This window comes from Rhodoligotrophos appendicifer (assembly GCF_007474605.1).
GTDB lineage: Bacteria > Pseudomonadota > Alphaproteobacteria > Rhizobiales > Im1 > Rhodoligotrophos > Rhodoligotrophos appendicifer.
Genome location: NZ_VHKL01000001.1, coordinates 702,971 through 719,106, shown reverse-complemented (window position 1 = coordinate 719,106; position 16,136 = coordinate 702,971). Strand labels below are relative to the sequence as shown.

14 protein-coding genes and 1 tRNA gene are annotated in these 16,136 nt (G+C 61.3%); 12 read left to right on the top strand and 3 right to left on the bottom strand.

Annotation, left to right across the window (positions count from 1 at the left end; genetic code table 11):
* From FKM97_RS03395 to FKM97_RS03385, 3 genes are all read left to right on the top strand, one after another.
* Positions 1-1,674 (top strand): heme biosynthesis protein HemY, encoded by a 1,674-nt coding sequence (locus tag FKM97_RS03395; protein ID WP_143957700.1) that lies wholly within the window; start codon positions 1-3, stop codon positions 1,672-1,674.
* Between the two features lie 114 nt (positions 1,675-1,788).
* Positions 1,789-1,864: transfer RNA gene (locus FKM97_RS03390), tRNA-Thr, on the top strand.
* A gap of 148 nt (positions 1,865-2,012) precedes the next feature.
* Positions 2,013-2,255, top strand: a complete 243-nt coding sequence (locus FKM97_RS03385) for a DUF2171 domain-containing protein (RefSeq protein ID WP_143957699.1) — start codon at positions 2,013-2,015, stop codon at positions 2,253-2,255.
* A 275-nt stretch (positions 2,256-2,530) separates the two neighbouring features.
* Here the strand turns inward: FKM97_RS03385 and FKM97_RS03375 are convergent, their stop codons facing one another.
* On the bottom strand, positions 2,531-3,268 hold the full coding sequence (locus FKM97_RS03375) for a dienelactone hydrolase family protein (RefSeq protein ID WP_143957697.1): 738 nt from the start codon (positions 3,266-3,268) through the stop codon (positions 2,531-2,533).
* 186 nt (positions 3,269-3,454) lie between these two features.
* On the opposite strand from FKM97_RS03375, the gene FKM97_RS03370 reads away from it, so the two are divergent.
* Positions 3,455-3,688: a hypothetical protein gene (locus tag FKM97_RS03370; RefSeq protein WP_246104909.1), complete on the top strand. Its 234-nt coding sequence runs from the start codon at positions 3,455-3,457 to the stop codon at positions 3,686-3,688.
* Here FKM97_RS03370 and FKM97_RS03365 read toward each other — a convergent pair.
* On the bottom strand, positions 3,685-4,251 hold the full coding sequence (locus FKM97_RS03365; RefSeq protein WP_143957696.1) for a DinB family protein: 567 nt from the start codon (positions 4,249-4,251) through the stop codon (positions 3,685-3,687). The two genes, FKM97_RS03370 and FKM97_RS03365, sit on opposite strands and share 4 nt — an antisense overlap.
* 269 nt (positions 4,252-4,520) lie before the next feature.
* On the opposite strand from FKM97_RS03365, the gene FKM97_RS03360 reads away from it, so the two are divergent.
* The gene (locus FKM97_RS03360; RefSeq protein ID WP_143957695.1) at positions 4,521-5,012 is read left to right on the top strand and encodes an arsenate reductase/protein-tyrosine-phosphatase family protein; all 492 of its coding nucleotides are present in this window, start codon (positions 4,521-4,523) and stop codon (positions 5,010-5,012) included.
* Positions 5,013-5,021: 9 nt separating this feature from the next.
* On the opposite strand, the gene FKM97_RS03355 is transcribed toward FKM97_RS03360, so the two are convergent.
* The gene (locus tag FKM97_RS03355) at positions 5,022-5,582 is read right to left on the bottom strand and encodes a GNAT family N-acetyltransferase (protein WP_143957694.1); all 561 of its coding nucleotides are present in this window, start codon (positions 5,580-5,582) and stop codon (positions 5,022-5,024) included.
* A 245-nt stretch (positions 5,583-5,827) separates the two neighbouring features.
* Here FKM97_RS03355 and FKM97_RS03350 point away from each other — a divergent pair, with 245 nt between their 5' ends.
* The 7 genes from FKM97_RS03350 to odhB all read left to right on the top strand — a co-directional run bounded on the left by FKM97_RS03350 (position 5,828) and on the right by odhB (position 16,111).
* Entirely contained in the window at positions 5,828-7,324 is a 1,497-nt protein-coding gene (locus tag FKM97_RS03350) for a CoA-acylating methylmalonate-semialdehyde dehydrogenase (protein WP_143957885.1), read from the top strand.
* Between the two features lie 28 nt (positions 7,325-7,352).
* Complete coding sequence (gene zapE / locus FKM97_RS03345) at positions 7,353-8,510, top strand: cell division protein ZapE (protein WP_143957693.1); 1,158 nt, start codon at positions 7,353-7,355, stop codon at positions 8,508-8,510.
* A 144-nt stretch (positions 8,511-8,654) separates the two neighbouring features.
* Positions 8,655-9,617 carry a malate dehydrogenase gene (gene mdh / locus FKM97_RS03340; protein WP_143957692.1) on the top strand — a complete coding sequence of 321 codons (963 nt, stop codon included), beginning with the start codon at positions 8,655-8,657 and terminating at the stop codon, positions 9,615-9,617.
* Between the two features lie 31 nt (positions 9,618-9,648).
* Entirely contained in the window at positions 9,649-10,818 is a 1,170-nt protein-coding gene (sucC, locus tag FKM97_RS03335) for an ADP-forming succinate--CoA ligase subunit beta (RefSeq protein WP_143957691.1), read from the top strand.
* Positions 10,818-11,693 carry a succinate--CoA ligase subunit alpha gene (gene sucD, locus FKM97_RS03330; RefSeq protein WP_143957690.1) on the top strand — a complete coding sequence of 292 codons (876 nt, stop codon included), beginning with the start codon at positions 10,818-10,820 and terminating at the stop codon, positions 11,691-11,693. The genes sucC and sucD overlap by 1 nt, the downstream gene beginning before the upstream one ends.
* 109 nt (positions 11,694-11,802) lie before the next feature.
* Positions 11,803-14,766, top strand: coding sequence for a 2-oxoglutarate dehydrogenase E1 component (locus tag FKM97_RS03325; RefSeq protein WP_143957689.1), 2,964 nt, complete (start codon positions 11,803-11,805; stop codon positions 14,764-14,766).
* A 46-nt stretch (positions 14,767-14,812) separates the two neighbouring features.
* Positions 14,813-16,111, top strand: a complete 1,299-nt coding sequence (gene odhB, locus FKM97_RS03320; RefSeq protein WP_143957688.1) for a 2-oxoglutarate dehydrogenase complex dihydrolipoyllysine-residue succinyltransferase — start codon at positions 14,813-14,815, stop codon at positions 16,109-16,111.
* Positions 16,112-16,136: the final 25 nt, after the last annotated feature.

The window sequence follows — 16,136 nt, the reverse complement described above, 5'->3', positions numbered from 1 at the left end:
ATGTGGTCCATGATCTTCCGTTTCATCGTCATCGCCCTGATCGCCGCGGGAGTGGCGTGGCTGGCCGATCGGCCGGGCGAAATCAACATCGTCTGGTTGGGCTATCGTATCGAAATGCCCATGCTGGCGGCAGTTTTCGCCCTGCTGGCGGTCATGATCATCATCGCTGCCGTGTGGAGCGTGTTGCGTCGTCTCTTCTTCGCGCCTGCCGCGATGACGGGCTATTTCGACCACCGGCGGCGGCGCAAGGGGCATAAAGCGCTCAGCCGCGGCATCATTGCCATCGGCGCCGGCGACCTCCACAATGCGCGCCGTCAAGCGCAGATCGCCGTGCGCAACCTTCCCGAAGAGCCTTTGGTTCGCGTCCTCGAAGCGCAGACGGCGCAGCTCGAAGGTGACAACGCCAAGGTCAAGCGGATCTTCGAAAGCATGGCCGCGTCACCGGAAACCGAGGTTCTCGGCCTCAGGGGCCTGTTCAATCAGGCGCGACAAGCCGGACAGTATGACGAGGCCCGCCAGATTGCCGAGAGGGCGCTGCGGACGAAGCCGGAACTTCCCTGGGCATCAAACGCCATGCTGGCCGTCCGGTCGGCGACTCGCGACTGGCCCGGCGTGATCACCATCATCGAAAACCAGAAACGCGCCGGCCTGATAACGGCAAGCCAAGCACAGCGCAAAAGGGCTGTGGTGGAGACCGCCGAGGCTATGGAGATGGAGCAGACGAATCCCGACGAGGCGTTGCGGCTGGCGGTCAAAGCTCACAAGGCTGCACCCGAATTGGCGCCTCCCGTGATCGTCGCGGCGCGCATCCTGGCCTCGCGGGGCGGCGTCCGCAAAGCCATGCGAATGGTGGAAAAAACCTGGAACTTGAGCCCCCATCGGGACCTTGCAGACGCCTATGCCCATGTCCGGCCCGGCGATTCGGCATTGGATCGCCTGAAGCGCGTGCGCTCTCTCGTAGGACAAACGCCGCATAGTGATGAAAGCGTCATCGCTCTGGCGCGAGCGGCGATGGAAGCGCATGAGTATGGCGAGGCCCGCGACGCCCTGGCCTCGAGCATCGCCGATCGCCCAAGCGCCGGCATTTGCATGCACATGGCGGAGTTGGAGCGGGTGCAGAATAAGGACCGGGGCAAGGAACGCGAGTGGCTAGCGCGTGCCGTCTCGGCTCCTCGAGATGCGGCGTGGACTGCGGATGGTTACGTGTCGGACATATGGGAGCCCATGTCGCCCGTGACGGGCGAGTTGGATGCCTTCGTCTGGAAGAGGCCCGTCGAGGGTCTGTCCTTTCAGCCGACACCGGCGGAACCCCCTGTAGCGCTCCTGTCCAATGACACTCCCGAGCCTGAACAGGAAGAACCCGCGGTAGCACACCCCGGCCCATTCGATCACGACGGCGACCAGCCGCCCGCTTCGGAAGCCCCGGGCGCGCCGCCGGTCGCCGTTCAGGTTCGCCCCAGCGTCGTGACGGCCGTCCCTGCCAAGCCGCCGGTCCCTGTGGGTGTTCCGATTTCGGCACCAACGCCTGATCTCGAGACACCCGCCAGTGATGCGCCGAAAGGCAATCGTCCAAGCCTGCGCAGCCAGCCCGATGATCCGGGACCCGATCCTTCGGCCGCGCCGAGCCGTCCCGTTGGCGGAACGGAGTGGCTTGGATCGGCTCTGCCGCGTTGAACCCTGACCGGAGTTTTTATCGCAGTCCGCAGCGCTCCAGTTGCCATTTCGCAAGCGACGCGGTATCAGTCGGCCACTGAGGCCATGACGTCACGTGTGGCTGCGAAAAGTTAAGCCGCTTTAGCTCAGTTGGTAGAGCACATCATTCGTAATGATGGGGTCGCGTGTTCGAGTCACGCAAGCGGCACCACTTCCTCCGAGACCATCGCGTTGCACCTGAGCCCAAGACTTAGGTTCAGTCTCGATTCCCCTCCCCCATCGCCTGCTTTTCCATTTCGCTGGGATCGATCGCCGGGCATCGGGCGTTCAATGGAGCATTCGCGTCATTGGAGGATGCTATGGGCCATCTCAGTCAAATCAAAGAACATATGGAAGTCATCGGGGCCGATGGCGTTCATGTCGGCACTGTCGACCGTGTCGAGGGTGATCGCATCAAGCTGACGAAGAAGGACAGCGGCGAAGGCAAGCACAAGGGTCATCACCACTTCGTCCCCGGCGCCCTGGTCGCCGAAGTCGAAGGCCAAAAAGTCCGCCTGTCCGCCAATGCGGACATCGCTGTCACCTTCGAAGAAGAGGCGTGACCTCCGGCCGTTAAGCAGGTTTTTCGTTCATCTCGCATTCAGCCCCGAGGCACGTTAATGGTGGTTGCGCGAGATGAATGAAAGCGACGGTCATGCTGAGCAAGATCTATTACGTCGTCCCGCGGGACGACGGTTGGGCCTTTAGGATCGGGGACTTCTACTCGTCGATCTATCCCGACTCTCTGGCTGCCTCCAGAGCAGCCCAGAGATTTGCGCAGGCGCAATTTGTCATGGATGTTCCGGTGCAGGTTCTTGTTGCCCGGTGCGACGACCCTTCAGTGCAACGTTTCTGCGAAGAGCGTCAGTAGCCGCTGCCAGTGGCGCTCCGCCCCACGGGCATCAAAAACGCTGTGATCCGGCACGGCCCAACCATGGGCCATGCCCACGTAGTTCTCGATGATGTGGTCCGTCTCCGCCACGCGGAGGGCTTCAGCCAGACGCGCGGATTGCTCGGGGGGAAAGCTTCTGTCCACGCCGGAGACCCCAACATAGATCCGGCCTCGGATGCCAGTCAGATGGCGGTGGGGACTCTCCTCAGAGTCGCTGGCCAGGTTGCCGCCATGGAAACTTGCGGCCGCGGCGATGCGATCGGGAAAGGCGGAGGCCGCCCTGATCGCCCTGCCACCGCCCATGCAGTAGCCCACAGTGCCGATCTTGGCCGATGCTCCGTAGGAGTCCAGAGCGCTCAAGAACGCCTGCCCATCCCGCTTGGTCATTTCCTGGGACGTGCCCGTCACCATGCCGAGAATCTGGGCCTTGGTCGCTTCATCTGAGAACGCCGTCTTCGGGTCGTAGGGCCCGTATCGTCCGTTGCGGTAAAAGAGATCAGGAACCAGGACCAGATATCCGGAGTCCGCAAGGCGCTGAGCCATCTCGTCCAAACCCGCCCGCAGCCCGAAAGCATCCATATAGAGGATCACCCCCGGACGCTTTGCCGAGGCATCTGCCTCAGGCTGGAATAACGCGGCCGGTGCGGTCCCATCGTCGGTCTCTATCATCAGTTCCGTCTTCATTGCAGACACGTCTTCAACCTTTCCTCGCGAGATCCCAAAAATTCACTTTTAGTTGAGCTTTACGAAGATGTCCTTATATGGCACAGTTGTGATCAGGACAGCGGCGGGGCGGCGGTGTCTTGATCGACGAATTTTCGGCAACCGGCCTGACCCAATCTTGAATGGGCGCGGCCTTTCCGCTCTCGCATGGACACAAAGCCACCATTCAAGCTCGCCGCATTCGGGGCTACACATACACTGCGGCGAGGAGCCGTCGGTTACCTCCTCGCTAGCCTTTTCTGTCTCGCGGCCCTTGCCGGCTGGATCACTCACATCGTCGTCTGCGTCCTCACGTCAAGCTGGTGGCTCCTTGCAGCAGGCCTGCTCATCTTCCCCGTTGGCGTCATCCATGGCTGGATCGCCTGGATCGCAAGCTTCTAGCGCGGACCCGTGGCCGGCCGACGCTCGGGCACATTGAACGCACCTCCGTGACCCCGGACCATCCCCAAGCCGGTTTCCCGTTGAAACACCAACAGATCCAACGAAGGCGCTTCTCCGGTTAGGCCGGTCACAATGCAGTGTGCCTGACCCCGATGATGGGTCTGATGATTGAAGAAATGCGTGAGCAGCGGCGCAAAGTGCTGTTCCAACTCCACGGGGCTGCGGGTGCTGCGATAGACAATGGTCCCGGCTAACCTGTCGGGGGTGAGCCCGGCGATGAACGTCTCAATGCGCTCATCCTCGGCCTCGCGGGCGACCCTAAGTTCCGGCAGGCTTTCGCAAAGGATCAGATCAAGCCTCGCCGGAGCTTGGCCTCCTCCCGTAAATCTCTGCATCCAGATGCGGTCACCGACGAGGAGGTGATTCAACGTCCCATGGAGGGAGCCGAAAAAGGCGCCCCGGTCGCTGCGATAATCAGAGTCCGACAGTCGCTCGGCCGCATCGTAAAGGCGCCGATTTGCCCACTTATTGTACGCAGAGAGCATTTCAAAATGGGATTTCATCTCATTCTCAATGCGGGAGCCAAGTGCCTGAGCCCTGTAAGGAAAGCGTTCATCATCTGTTTAGCAAAACGCATAACGACGATTCCGTCCAGCCTCAGATTTCCCATCTTTTCTCCACATGCCCCCACTATGAACACAATCCTAGGTTGAATTCACTCGCTCCTGATCTCATCTTCGCCTGGGACGGTTCACAGTACTGCAGCAATGCCTGGGTATTTAGAGATTCGATTGACAGCGAGCGCCCGCCCGCGCCGATTTTGGAGGTTCGTATGGACCCGAAGACGATTCTGTTCCTGTGTGACGACAATGCTGCGCGAAGCCTCATGGCCGAAGCCTTCGTCAACTCCGCGGCCCGCAGCCGGTTCCGGGCCTTCAGCGCCGGTTTCAATCCAGCAGCGTCAGCTGATGCGGATGCACTTGAAGTCATCGCCCAAGTCGGCATTCGGGCGCGCGGCCTGCATCCGAAGTCATGGCGCAAGTTCACCGCGCCAGACGGACCGGCCTTTGATTACGCCATCCATATCGGAGACACCGAGAGGCCAGAGATCACGGAGCTCAAAACCAAGACCAAGGTGACGCATTGGCCGATTTCAGACCGCTCGATCGAGGCCGCCTTGGGAGCGAGCCGGCGGGCAGAGCTGCTGGATCTGTTCGCGGAAATTCGTCAGATGGCCGAAGCAACTCTGCTCCGGCCCTCGACACAACTCAAGCGTGCTCTTAATCGAGAGGACCGTTCGCGCTTGTCCTCCTGCACGCCCTGATCCTAGAGATTAGCGAGACAGTACGGCATGGAGGAGGCCTCCGGCGTTCCCCGCCCACTCCTCCATGAGACTGCCATATGTCGGAAGGGGGGTTCGGAGAGTGGCCGCCACTTCGCTGTGCTCGATCTTCAGCTCCGCCTTGTACTTCTGCGCCAGCCGGCGCATCCGCATGTTCTCCTGCGCACAGATCGTGTAGATCGTCTTGATGGAGCGGTTCTGCGCCGTCAAGATCAGCCGGCGCATGAGTTCGCTCCCGATGCCCTTTCCGCGGAAGGGTTGCTCCACGGTGAAGGCAGCCTCGGCTTCGATGGGCCAGGTGTCGACGATGGGCTGAAGTTCGCCCGCCCCCCGCAGTTTCCCATCGATGAAGCACCCGATGACAGTGCCCGAAAGCCTCAGAGCCTGCCGCGCATAGCCATCGATGAAGCTGTCCGGGACGAAACCGCCGAAGCGCAGATGGCGTGCGTCGCGGTCCAGCCGCTTATAATGGTCCAAAAGAATTTCGAGATCCCGGATCCAGAGCTTGCGATAGCTGCAAGCCAAGGTGGGGGTATTATCACTTTCGTTCATCAGAGTTCCTACACGCCTCAACGAGGCTGGTAAAAGCTCCTCCCATCGACAGCTTCTATATGATGCTGCATCGCAACACGATCAATGCCAGATTAGTTGCATCGCACAAATACCTTACCTTCGCGTCAATTGATGCACAATCTTGCACCTCACTTGCCGATTTAGCTCGACATCGCTAGGGTCCGGCCACATTTCGGCAATGATGTCATCCGGCCAGTTAAAACACAGCAAGGATCAGGGAGATGGTGAAAGAAATCGGGCACTTTGTGGGTGGGAAGAATGTCGCCGGCTCGTCGGGCCGCTTCGGTGACGTGTTCGACCCCAACACCGGCGAAGTTCAAGCCAAGGTGGCCCTGGCTACAGCCAAGGAACTCGATCACGCTGTGCAGGTCGCCAAGAAGGCGCAGCTCGGTTGGGCAGAAAAAAATCCCCAGGTCCGCGCCCGCGTGATGATGAAGTTCGTCGAGCTCCTCAATCGCGACAAGGACAATCTGGCAGCAATGCTGTCTTCCGAGCATGGCAAGACCATTCCCGACGCGCATGGCGACATCCAGCGTGGCCTCGAGGTGGTCGAGTTCGCCATCGGCATTCCGCATCTGCTGAAGGGCGAGTTCTCCGTGGGAGCCGGCCCCAACATCGACATGTACTCGCTGCGCCAGCCACTCGGAGTGGTCGCTGGAATTACGCCGTTCAATTTCCCGGCGATGATTCCCATGTGGAAATTCGCCCCGGCGCTGGCCTGTGGCAATTCCTACATCCTGAAGCCCTCGGAGCGTGATCCCTCGGTGCCGATGCGCCTCGCGGAGCTGTTGATCGAAGCCGGTCTGCCCGAAGGCGTCCTGAACGTCGTCAACGGCGGCAAGGAGGTCGTGGACGCGATCCTCACGCATCCCGACATCCAGGCCATCGGTTTCGTCGGCTCCACCCCGATCGCCGAATATGTCTATACGACCGGCACCGCCCACGGAAAGCGCGTGCAGGCGTTCGGCGGCGCGAAGAACCATATGATCATCATGCCGGATGCGGATATGGACCAGGCCGTCAACGCTCTGGTCGGGGCCGGCTACGGTTCGGCCGGCGAACGTTGCATGGCCATTTCAGTGGCCGTACCCGTGGGCAAGCAGACGGCCGACGCCCTGATCGAGAAGCTCATCCCTCGTGTGGAATCGCTGCGGATCGGCCCGTCCTCCGACAAGGATGCCGATTTCGGACCGCTGGTCACGCGCCAGCACCGCGACAAGGTCAAGGATTACGTCGATATCGGCATCCAGGAGGGAGCAAGCCTCCTGGTGGATGGTCGCGATTTCTCCATGCAGGGCTACGAGAACGGCTTCTTCATGGGCGGCTGCCTGTTCGACAACGTGACCCGAGACATGCGGATCTACAAGGAAGAGATCTTCGGTCCGGTGTTGTCGGTGGTGCGCGCGCATGACTATGAGGATGCAGTCTCGCTGCCGAACGACCATGAATACGGCAATGGCGTCGCCATCTTCACCCGCGACGGGGATGCCGCCCGCGACTTCTCGACCCGCATCAATGTGGGGATGGTCGGCATCAACGTGCCGATCCCCGTGCCGCTGGCCTATCACACCTTCGGCGGCTGGAAGCGTTCGGGCTTCGGCGATCTGAACCAGCACGGACCCGACTCGATCCGCTTCTACACCAAGACCAAGACGGTCACCTCGCGCTGGCCGTCGGGCATCAAAGACAGTGCCGAGTTCGTCATCCCGACCATGGGCTGAGGGCGAGCCCCTTGAAGCATCGCCGGCCATGAGCGTCCTCGAAGCCTACCAAGCACGGTTGGCATCGGGGATGCTTGCGGCCGACGACGCCCAGCGTCTGGTGGCGCAGCGACTGGATGACCTTGCCACCGCGCTCGATGGCTATCGGGCGCAGAAGCAGCCGACCGGCCTGCGTGCAGTCTTCATCAAGCCGAAGCCTGCACCCAAGGGCCTGTACGTCCATGGCGAGGTGGGTCGCGGCAAGACCATGCTCATGGATCTGTTCTTCGAGGTGGTCCGCGTCGAGACGAAGCGGCGCGTGCATTTCCACGCCTTCATGCAAGATGTCCATGACCGCATCCACAGCCATCGACAGGCAGTGAAGGCGGGCAGCGAGACCGGAGACGATCCGATCCCGCCTGTCGCCAAGGCGATCGCCAAGCAGGCAAGCCTGCTCTGTTTCGACGAATTTCAGGTGTCCGACATCACCGATGCGATGATCCTCGGGCGTCTGTTCGAGGCCCTGTTCAAGCGTGGCGTCGTGATCGTGGCCACTTCCAATACAGAGCCGTCGCAGTTGTATCGCGATGGCCTCAACCGCTCTCTCTTCGTGCCCTTCATCAAGCTGATCGAAGAACGGCTCGACGTGGTCTCCCTGGACGGCGACAATGATTACCGCCAGCGCCATGCTGCTGGCGAAGACGTCTATCTGTCGCCGCTCACCGACCGGACGGCCGCACGCTTCGAGACCTTGTGGCTGCGTCTCTCGGGAGGCTCTCACGGTGAATCGCGGGTTCTGCGCGTCAAGGGCCGTGACGTCATCGTGCCCCATGCGGTCGGCAGAATGGCGCGTTTCAGCTTTGCCGATCTGTGTGAAAGACCCCTGGGTGCCGGCGATTATCTCGCGGTTGCGAAAGCCTTCGACGTCGTTTTTCTCGAGGCCGTTCCCGTGTTGCGCCACCATCAGCGCAACGAGGCCACGCGCTTCATCAAATTGATCGATGCGTTCTACGATCAAAAGATCCGCCTCGTCATCTCCGCCGAAGCCGAACCCGACGCCCTTTACATGCGCGGTGACAATGCGAGCGCGTTCCAGAGAACCGCTTCGCGACTGAGCGAGATGCGCACCGATGAATACTGGGCGAACGCCCAAAAATCAGGCAGTCGGACCGAGACGGAACAGTCCGTGGAGCTGCGTGTTCCATGATGGCCATCCCGGCCGGATGGACGCTTGCAAGCCTGCCTCAATCGCGTTACATGACCGCACTTTTGCGGCGCAAAGTGACAGGATTTCGGCGCTGCGCCGCTGACCCGGACCAAGATGGAAGCCAACACGAGGCAAGGGGGACGCATGGCGCGCAAGAAGATTGCTCTTATCGGCGGCGGGATGATCGGGGGCACGCTCGCTCACCTGGTCGGCCTGAAACAGCTGGGTGATGTCGTCCTCTTCGATATCGTGGACGGATTACCACAGGGCAAATCCCTTGATATCGCGCAGTCCTCCCCGGTCGAGGGCTTCGACGTGAATTTCACGGGCGTCAACGAATATGGCGGGATCGAAGGCGCCGATGTGGTCATCGTCACCGCCGGGGTGCCTCGCAAGCCCGGCATGAGCCGTGACGACCTGGTCGAAATCAACTTGAAGGTCATGAGCCAGGTCGGCGCCGGGATCAGCAAGTATGCGCCCGACGCGTTCGTGATCTGCATCACCAATCCCCTGGACGCCATGGTCTGGGCGCTGCAGAAGTTCTCGCGGCTGCCCACGTCCCATGTGGTCGGAATGGCCGGCGTGCTCGACAGCGCGCGCTTCCGTTACTTCTTGGCCCAGGAGTTCAATGTCTCCGTGGAAGATGTGACCGCCTTCGTCCTCGGGGGTCACGGCGATACCATGGTGCCGCTGGTGCGGTATTCCTCCGTGGCTGGCATTCCCGTACCGGATCTCGTCGCCATGAAGTGGACGACGCAGCAGCGCATCGACGACATCGTGCAGCGCACGCGCGACGGAGGCGCGGAGATCGTCAGCCTGTTGAAGAACGGCTCGGCGTATTACGCCCCGGCCACCTCGGCGATCGCCATGGCGGAATCCTACATCTTCGACAAGAAGCGCGTCCTGCCCTGCGCCGTCCATCTGAACGGGGAGTATGGGGTGAAGGACACCTATGTGGGCGTTCCCGTCGTGATCGGCGCCGGCGGTGTCGAGCGCATCGTCGAAATCGACCTCACCCGCGACGAGAAGGTCATGTTCCAGAACTCAGTCAAATCGGTTGAGGGTCTGATTGCCAAATCTCGCGAGCTCGCGCCCGACCTCGCGTAATTTCTAGGCCCCTTGAGGCTTTGGAGACGAGATGAACATTCACGAATATCAAGCCAAGGCCGTTCTTGCGGAGTTCGGCGTTCCGGTTCCGCGGGGATATCCGGCCCTGTCGGTGGAGGAAGCGGTGAAGGGTGCCGAGCAACTCGGTGGCCCCGTCTGGGTCGTGAAGGCTCAGATCCATGCCGGCGGTCGCGGCAAAGCCGGTGGGGTGAAGGTCGTAAAATCGGTCGCCGACGTGCGCAAGGAAGCCGAGCGCATGCTGGGTCTCACCCTCGTCACGCATCAGACCGGTCCCCAGGGCAAGCAGGTGAACCGCCTCTATGTGGAGGAAGGCTCCAAAATCGCTCGCGAGCTCTATCTCTCGGCAGTGTTAGACCGCGCATCATCGCGGATTGCCTTTATCGTGTCCACCGAAGGCGGCATGGACATCGAGGAGGTCGCCCATTCGAACCCGGAGAAAATCCTCACGTTTCACGTGGATCCGGCAGCGGGCTACAGCAGCTATATCGGCCGCAACATTGCCTACGCCCTGAAGCTCGAGGGCGATCAGGTGAAGCAATGCGTGAGCCTGGTGGCCAAGCTCTATGAGGCTTTCGTCGCCACGGACATGAGCCAGCTGGAGATCAATCCGCTGATCGTCACCGAGGAGGGCTCCCTGCTCTGCCTCGACGCGAAGATCAACTTCGACGACAACGGGCTCTTCCGTCACAAGGACATCGCCGCCTTGCGCGATGAGACGGAAGAGGATTCCAAGGAGCTGGAGGCTGCTCGCTACGACCTCAACTACGTGGCTCTCGACGGCACGATCGGCTGCATGGTGAACGGCGCCGGCCTGGCCATGGCGACCATGGACATCATCAAGCTCTACGGGTCCGAGCCTGCGAACTTCCTGGATGTGGGGGGTGGAGCGACCAAGGAAAAGGTGACGGCGGCCTTCAAGATCATTACCGCGGATCCTCAGGTGAACGGCATCCTCGTCAATATCTTCGGCGGCATCATGCGCTGCGACGTGATCGCGGATGGCGTGGTCGCTGCCGTCAGGGAGGTCGGTCTCAAGGTCCCGCTGGTGGTGCGCCTTGAAGGCACCAATGTCGAGCAGGGCAAGCAGATCCTGCGCGATTCCAAACTCAACGTGATTGCGGCGGACAATCTCGATGATGCCGCAAAGAAGATCGTCGCTGCTGTGAAGGAAGCTGCCTGATGGCCATTCTGATCGACAAGAACACGAAGGTCATCTGCCAGGGCATCACCGGCAAGAACGGGACTTTCCATACTGAACAGGCCGTCGCCTACGGGACGAAGATGGTCGGCGGCGTGACGCCGGGCAAGGGCGGCCAGACTCATATCGGCCTGCCTGTCTTCGACACGGTGGGCGAGGCCAAGCAGGCGACCGGTGCCACTGCATCCGTGATTTATGTGCCGCCCCCCTTCGCTGCGGATTCGATCCTCGAGGCCATCGATGCCGAGATTGAGCTCATCGTCTGCATCACCGAAGGCATTCCGGCGCTCGACATGGTCAAGGTGAAGCGGGCTCTGTCCGGCTCCAAGTCACGTCTCGTGGGACCGAACTGCCCCGGCGTCATCACGCCCAACGAGTGCAAGATCGGCATCATGCCCGGCCATATCCACAAACGCGGGTCCGTCGGCATCGTTTCGCGCTCGGGAACGTTGACCTATGAGGCCGTCGCGCAGACGACGGCAGCAGGGCTCGGCCAGTCGACCTGCGTGGGCATCGGCGGCGATCCGGTCAAGGGCCTGGACTTCACCGAAGTCCTGGAACTGTTCCTGGCCGATCCGGAGACCCAGTCGATCATTATGATCGGCGAAATCGGTGGGAGCGCCGAGGAGGAGGCGGCGGAGTTTATCCGTCACTCGAAAGTGAAAAAGCCCATGGTCGGCTTCATCGCGGGGGTCACGGCGCCTCCCGGCCGGCGGATGGGCCATGCTGGCGCTATCATTGCAGGAGGCAAGGGCGCTGCCTCAGACAAGATTGAAGCTATGCGATCGGCGGGCATCGTCGTATCTAATTCACCGGCGGCCCTTGGAACTACACTGGTCGAGGTCCTAAATAAGTGAGCGCGGGTGCGATCCCTTAGAGAAACTGTGTTAATCCGTTCCGCCCATTATGTAATCCCCGACCGCAGAACAGGACGGTCCGTGGCCGAAACCGCGGGTCGGAAAGGCAATGGCAAAGACTGAACAGAGTGACGTGCTCCGTCGCACCTCATTCCTTACGGGCGGCAACGCCGAGTTTATCGAGCATCTCTACTCGCGCTTCCAGAGCGATCCCAATTCGGTCGACGCGGAGTGGCAATCCTTCTTCGCCGATCTGGAAGACGAGAAAGATCCGGCCACCGTCGAAACACGTGCCTCCTGGGAACGGTCGGATTGGCCGCCTCAGATCAATGGCGAGCTCGTTTCGGCCCTTGATTCAAACTGGGCGCCCTTCGAGAAATCGATCGCCAAGAGAATCGATATCTCGGCGCGCGCAAAAGGGGATGCTCTTCCCTCGGACGATCTGCGGCGGGCGACCCTGGATTCAATCCGGGCGCTGATGATGATCCGGGCCTATCGGATCCGCGGCCATCTCGCCGCCGATCTGGACCCGCTCCAACAGAAGCCGAAGCAAAGCCATCCGGAACTCGACCCGCGCACCTATGGGTTCGGCGCGGACGACCTGGATCGGCCAATCTTCATCGATTTCGTGCTCGGAGTCGAAAGCGCCTCGCTGCGGGAGATCCTCGACATCCTGCAGCGCACCTATTGCTCGACGTTCGGCGTCGAGTTCATGCACATTTCCGATCCCGAGCAGAAGGCCTGGATCCAGGAGCGGATCGAGGGGCCGGACAAAGAGATCACGTTCACGCCCCAGGGTAAGAAGGCGATCCTCAACAAACTGGTCGAGGCGGAAGGCTTCGAAGGGTTCCTGAACCTCAAATATACCGGCACAAAGCGCTTCGGGCTGGATGGCGGGGAATCCGTCATTCCGGCGCTCGAGCAAATCATCAAGCGGGGCGGTTCGCTGGGGGTCAGCGAGATCGTCCTCGGCATGGCCCATCGTGGCCGGCTGAACGTGCTCGGCAACGTCATGGGCAAGCCCTTCCGGGCCATCTTCAACGAGTTCAAGGGCGGCTCCGCCAACCCGGACGATGTGGAGGGCTCGGGTGACGTCAAGTATCACCTCGGCTCGTCCTCCGATCGGGAGTTCGACGGCAACAAGGTGCACCTGTCGCTGAGCGCGAACCCCTCTCATCTCGAGATCGTGGATCCGGTCGTGCTCGGAAAGGCGCGCGCCAAGCAGGATCAGAGAGGCGATCGCGAACGCACGACCGTCCTGCCGTTGCTGATCCATGGCGATGCCGCCTTTGCCGGCCAGGGCGTGGTGGCAGAGTGCCTGGCGCTGTCGGGCGTCCGCGGCCATCGGGCCGGAGGCTCTGTCCACTTCATCATCAACAACCAGATCGGCTTCACCACCAATCCGCTTCATGCCCGGTCCTCGCCCTATCCTTCGGATGTCGCGAAGATGATCGAGGCCCCCATCTTCCATGTGAATGGCGATGATCCGGAAGCGGTGGTCTATGCGGCGAAGATCGCCGTGGAGTTCCGCCAACGCTTCCACAAGCCGGTGGTGGTGGACATGTTCTGCTATCGCCGCTTCGGCCACAACGAGGCCGACGAGCCCTCCTTCACCCAGCCGTTGATGTACAAGCGCATTGCGCAGCAGCCCTCCGTCGTCGAGATCTATTCGAAGAGGCTGGTCGAGGAAGGCGTCGTCACCGCGGAAGAAGCAGAGGCTATGCGCTCCGGCTTCCGACGTCAGCTCGACGAGGAGTTTGAAAGCTCAGACAGCTACAAGCCCAACAAAGCCGATTGGCTCGATGGTCGCTGGGCAGGATTTACCCAGCCCAAGGATGAAGGCCCGCGCAAGGGCGTGACCGGCGTGCCGATGGACATGCTGAAGGAGATCGGTACGAAACTCACCGAGATCCCCGAGGGTTTCAACGCCCATCGCACGATCAAGCGCATCTTCATGCAGCGCCGCAAGACGATCGACGAAGGCGCCGGGATCGATTGGGCCACCGCCGAGCAGTTGGCCTATGGCTCACTCCTCGTGGAGGGCTATCCGGTGCGTCTGTCCGGACAGGACAGCCAGCGCGGCACCTTCTCGCAACGCCATTCCGTCATCGTCGATCAGGAAACCGAAGAGCCCTACACTCCGATCAACAATCTGGCGCCTGACCAGGCGCAGGCTGAGATCATCAATACGGCGCTCTCGGAAGAGGCCGTTCTCGGCTTCGAATATGGTTACAGCCTGTCGGAGCCGAAGACGCTGGTGCTGTGGGAGGCGCAGTTCGGCGATTTCGCCAATGGCGCCCAGGTGGTGGTGGACCAGTTCATTTCCTCCGGCGAACGCAAATGGTTGCGGATGTCGGGGCTGGTGATGCTGCTCCCCCACGGCTACGAGGGTCAGGGACCGGAGCATTCCTCGGCCCGGCTCGAGCGCTACCTGCAGCTCTGCGCCGAAGACAACATGCAGGTGGCCAACTGCACGACGCCTTCGAACTATTTTCACATCCTCAGGCGGCAGCTGCATCGCGACTTCCGCAAGCCGCTGATCATCATGACGCCGAAGTCGCTGCTGCGGCACAAGCGGGTGGTCTCACGCCTGGATGAGATGGGTCCGGAGACCAGCTTCCACCGTGTCCTCTATGATGATGCGGAGCTCCTGCCGGACCAGAAGATCAAGCTCGTCGAGGATAAGAAGATCCGTCGCGTCGTCCTGTGCACCGGCAAGGTTTATTACGATCTCTATGAGGAGCGCGAGAAGCGGGGTGTCGACGACATCTATCTCATGCGCCTGGAGCAGCTCTATCCGTTCCCTGCCAAGGCATTGGTAACGGAACTGGGACGCTTTCCGGATGCCGAGATCATCTGGTGCCAGGAGGAACCCTACAACATGGGCGCCTGGACGTTCGTGCAACCCAATCTCGAATGGGTGCTTCAATATGTTGACGCCAAGCATAAGCGTCCGCGTTACGTGGGCCGCTCCGCCTCGGCGGCAACGGCCACGGGGCTGCATTCGAAGCATCAGCGTGAGCTCGAGAATTTCCTGAATGAAGCGCTGAGCCCCGAGGCCCTGCGCAACTGATCCGTCGCAGCCGGCAGCCCGGCTGCATCACTTTGAAAGGCCAGAGATGCCCACCGAAATTCGTGTTCCGAGCCTCGGCGAATCCGTCACGGAAGCCACGATCGCTCAGTGGTTCAAGAAAGAAGGCGACACGGTCAAGGCCGACGAGCCGCTGGTCGAGCTCGAGACCGACAAGGTCACGATCGAGGTTCCGGCTCCCGCTGGCGGAGTGCTCTCCGACATTCGGGTCAAGGATGGCGAGACGGTCAATGTCGGTGCGATCCTTGGTGCCATCGCCGAAGCGGGGGCCGCGGCCAAGAAGTCAGGACCGCAGGCCAAGGGCCGCATCGTGGAGCCGCCCAAGGAACCGCAACGCCCGGACGTGAAGGCTGATCATCCCGAGCCCGTCGTGGGGCCGGAACCCGTCGCCCCGCGCGACGGTAGCAGCCGCTCAGGAGCCGCCGACACTCAGTCGCCCGCAGTCCGTCGCCTGGCTGAAGAGAGCAAGGTCGATATCAAGGCCATCGAGGGCACCGGCAAGGATCAGCGCGTTCTCAAGGGAGACATCCTCGAATTCATGGAGCGCGGCGGCCGCCCCGAAGCCGAGGCGGCGACCCGAGCCGAGGCTCCCGCTACAGCAAAGGCACCCTCCGAGACCGCTTCAGAAGGGCTCGAAGAGCGGGTCCGGATGAGCCGTCTTCGCCTGACCATCGCCCGTCGCCTGAAGGATGCTCAGAACACAGCCGCCATGCTCACCACCTTCAACGAGGTGGACATGTCGGCCGTCATGGCGCTGCGCAACGAATACAAAGACCTGTTCGAGAAGAAACACGGCGTGAAGCTTGGCTTCATGAGCTTCTTCGTCAAGGCCTGCGTCCATGCCCTGCGGGAGATCCCGGCGGTCAATGCCGAGATCGACGGGGACGAAATGGTCTATAAGAATTACTACCACATCGGTGTCGCCGTCGGCACCGACAAGGGCCTGGTCGTTCCTGTGGTGCGCGATGCCGACCGCATGAGCTTGGCCGGCATCGAGAAATCCATCAACGATTTCGGCAAGCGCGCCCGCGACGGCCAGCTCCGCATCGACGAGATGCAGGGAGGGACCTTCACCATCTCGAATGGCGGGATCTACGGTTCGCTGATGTCGACCCCGATCCTGAACGCTCCGCAGTCGGGCATTCTCGGGATGCACAAGATTCAACAGCGGCCGGTGGTTCTCGATGGTAAGATCGAGGCGCGGCCGATGATGTATCTTGCTCTGTCCTACGATCACCGAATCGTCGATGGTAAGGAAGCGGTCACTTTCCTGGTTCGCGTTAAGGAGTCCCTGGAGGCGCCGCAGCGCCTCTTCCTCGATCTCTAAGGGCGGTCCATGACACCAGCACCGG

Bases quoted from the DNA above. Each gene is read 5' to 3' on its own strand.
- mdh (WP_143957692.1), top strand. From the start codon at position 8,655: ATGGCGCGCAAGAAGATTGCTCTTATCGGCGGCGGGATGATCGGGGGC.
- zapE (WP_143957693.1), top strand. From the start codon at position 7,353: ATGAGCGTCCTCGAAGCCTACCAAGCACGGTTGGCATCGGGGATGCTT.
- FKM97_RS03365 (WP_143957696.1), bottom strand. From the start codon at position 4,251: ATGAAATCCCATTTTGAAATGCTCTCTGCGTACAATAAGTGGGCAAAT.
- FKM97_RS03370 (WP_246104909.1), top strand. From the start codon at position 3,455: ATGGACACAAAGCCACCATTCAAGCTCGCCGCATTCGGGGCTACACAT.
- FKM97_RS03325 (WP_143957689.1), top strand. From the start codon at position 11,803: ATGGCAAAGACTGAACAGAGTGACGTGCTCCGTCGCACCTCATTCCTT.
- sucC (WP_143957691.1), top strand. From the start codon at position 9,649: ATGAACATTCACGAATATCAAGCCAAGGCCGTTCTTGCGGAGTTCGGC.
- odhB (WP_143957688.1), top strand. From the start codon at position 14,813: ATGCCCACCGAAATTCGTGTTCCGAGCCTCGGCGAATCCGTCACGGAA.
- FKM97_RS03355 (WP_143957694.1), bottom strand. From the start codon at position 5,582: ATGAACGAAAGTGATAATACCCCCACCTTGGCTTGCAGCTATCGCAAG.
- FKM97_RS03360 (WP_143957695.1), top strand. From the start codon at position 4,521: ATGGACCCGAAGACGATTCTGTTCCTGTGTGACGACAATGCTGCGCGA.
- FKM97_RS03385 (WP_143957699.1), top strand. From the start codon at position 2,013: ATGGGCCATCTCAGTCAAATCAAAGAACATATGGAAGTCATCGGGGCC.
- FKM97_RS03395 (WP_143957700.1), top strand. From the start codon at position 1: ATGTGGTCCATGATCTTCCGTTTCATCGTCATCGCCCTGATCGCCGCG.
- sucD (WP_143957690.1), top strand. From the start codon at position 10,818: ATGGCCATTCTGATCGACAAGAACACGAAGGTCATCTGCCAGGGCATC.
- FKM97_RS03375 (WP_143957697.1), bottom strand. From the start codon at position 3,268: ATGAAGACGGAACTGATGATAGAGACCGACGATGGGACCGCACCGGCC.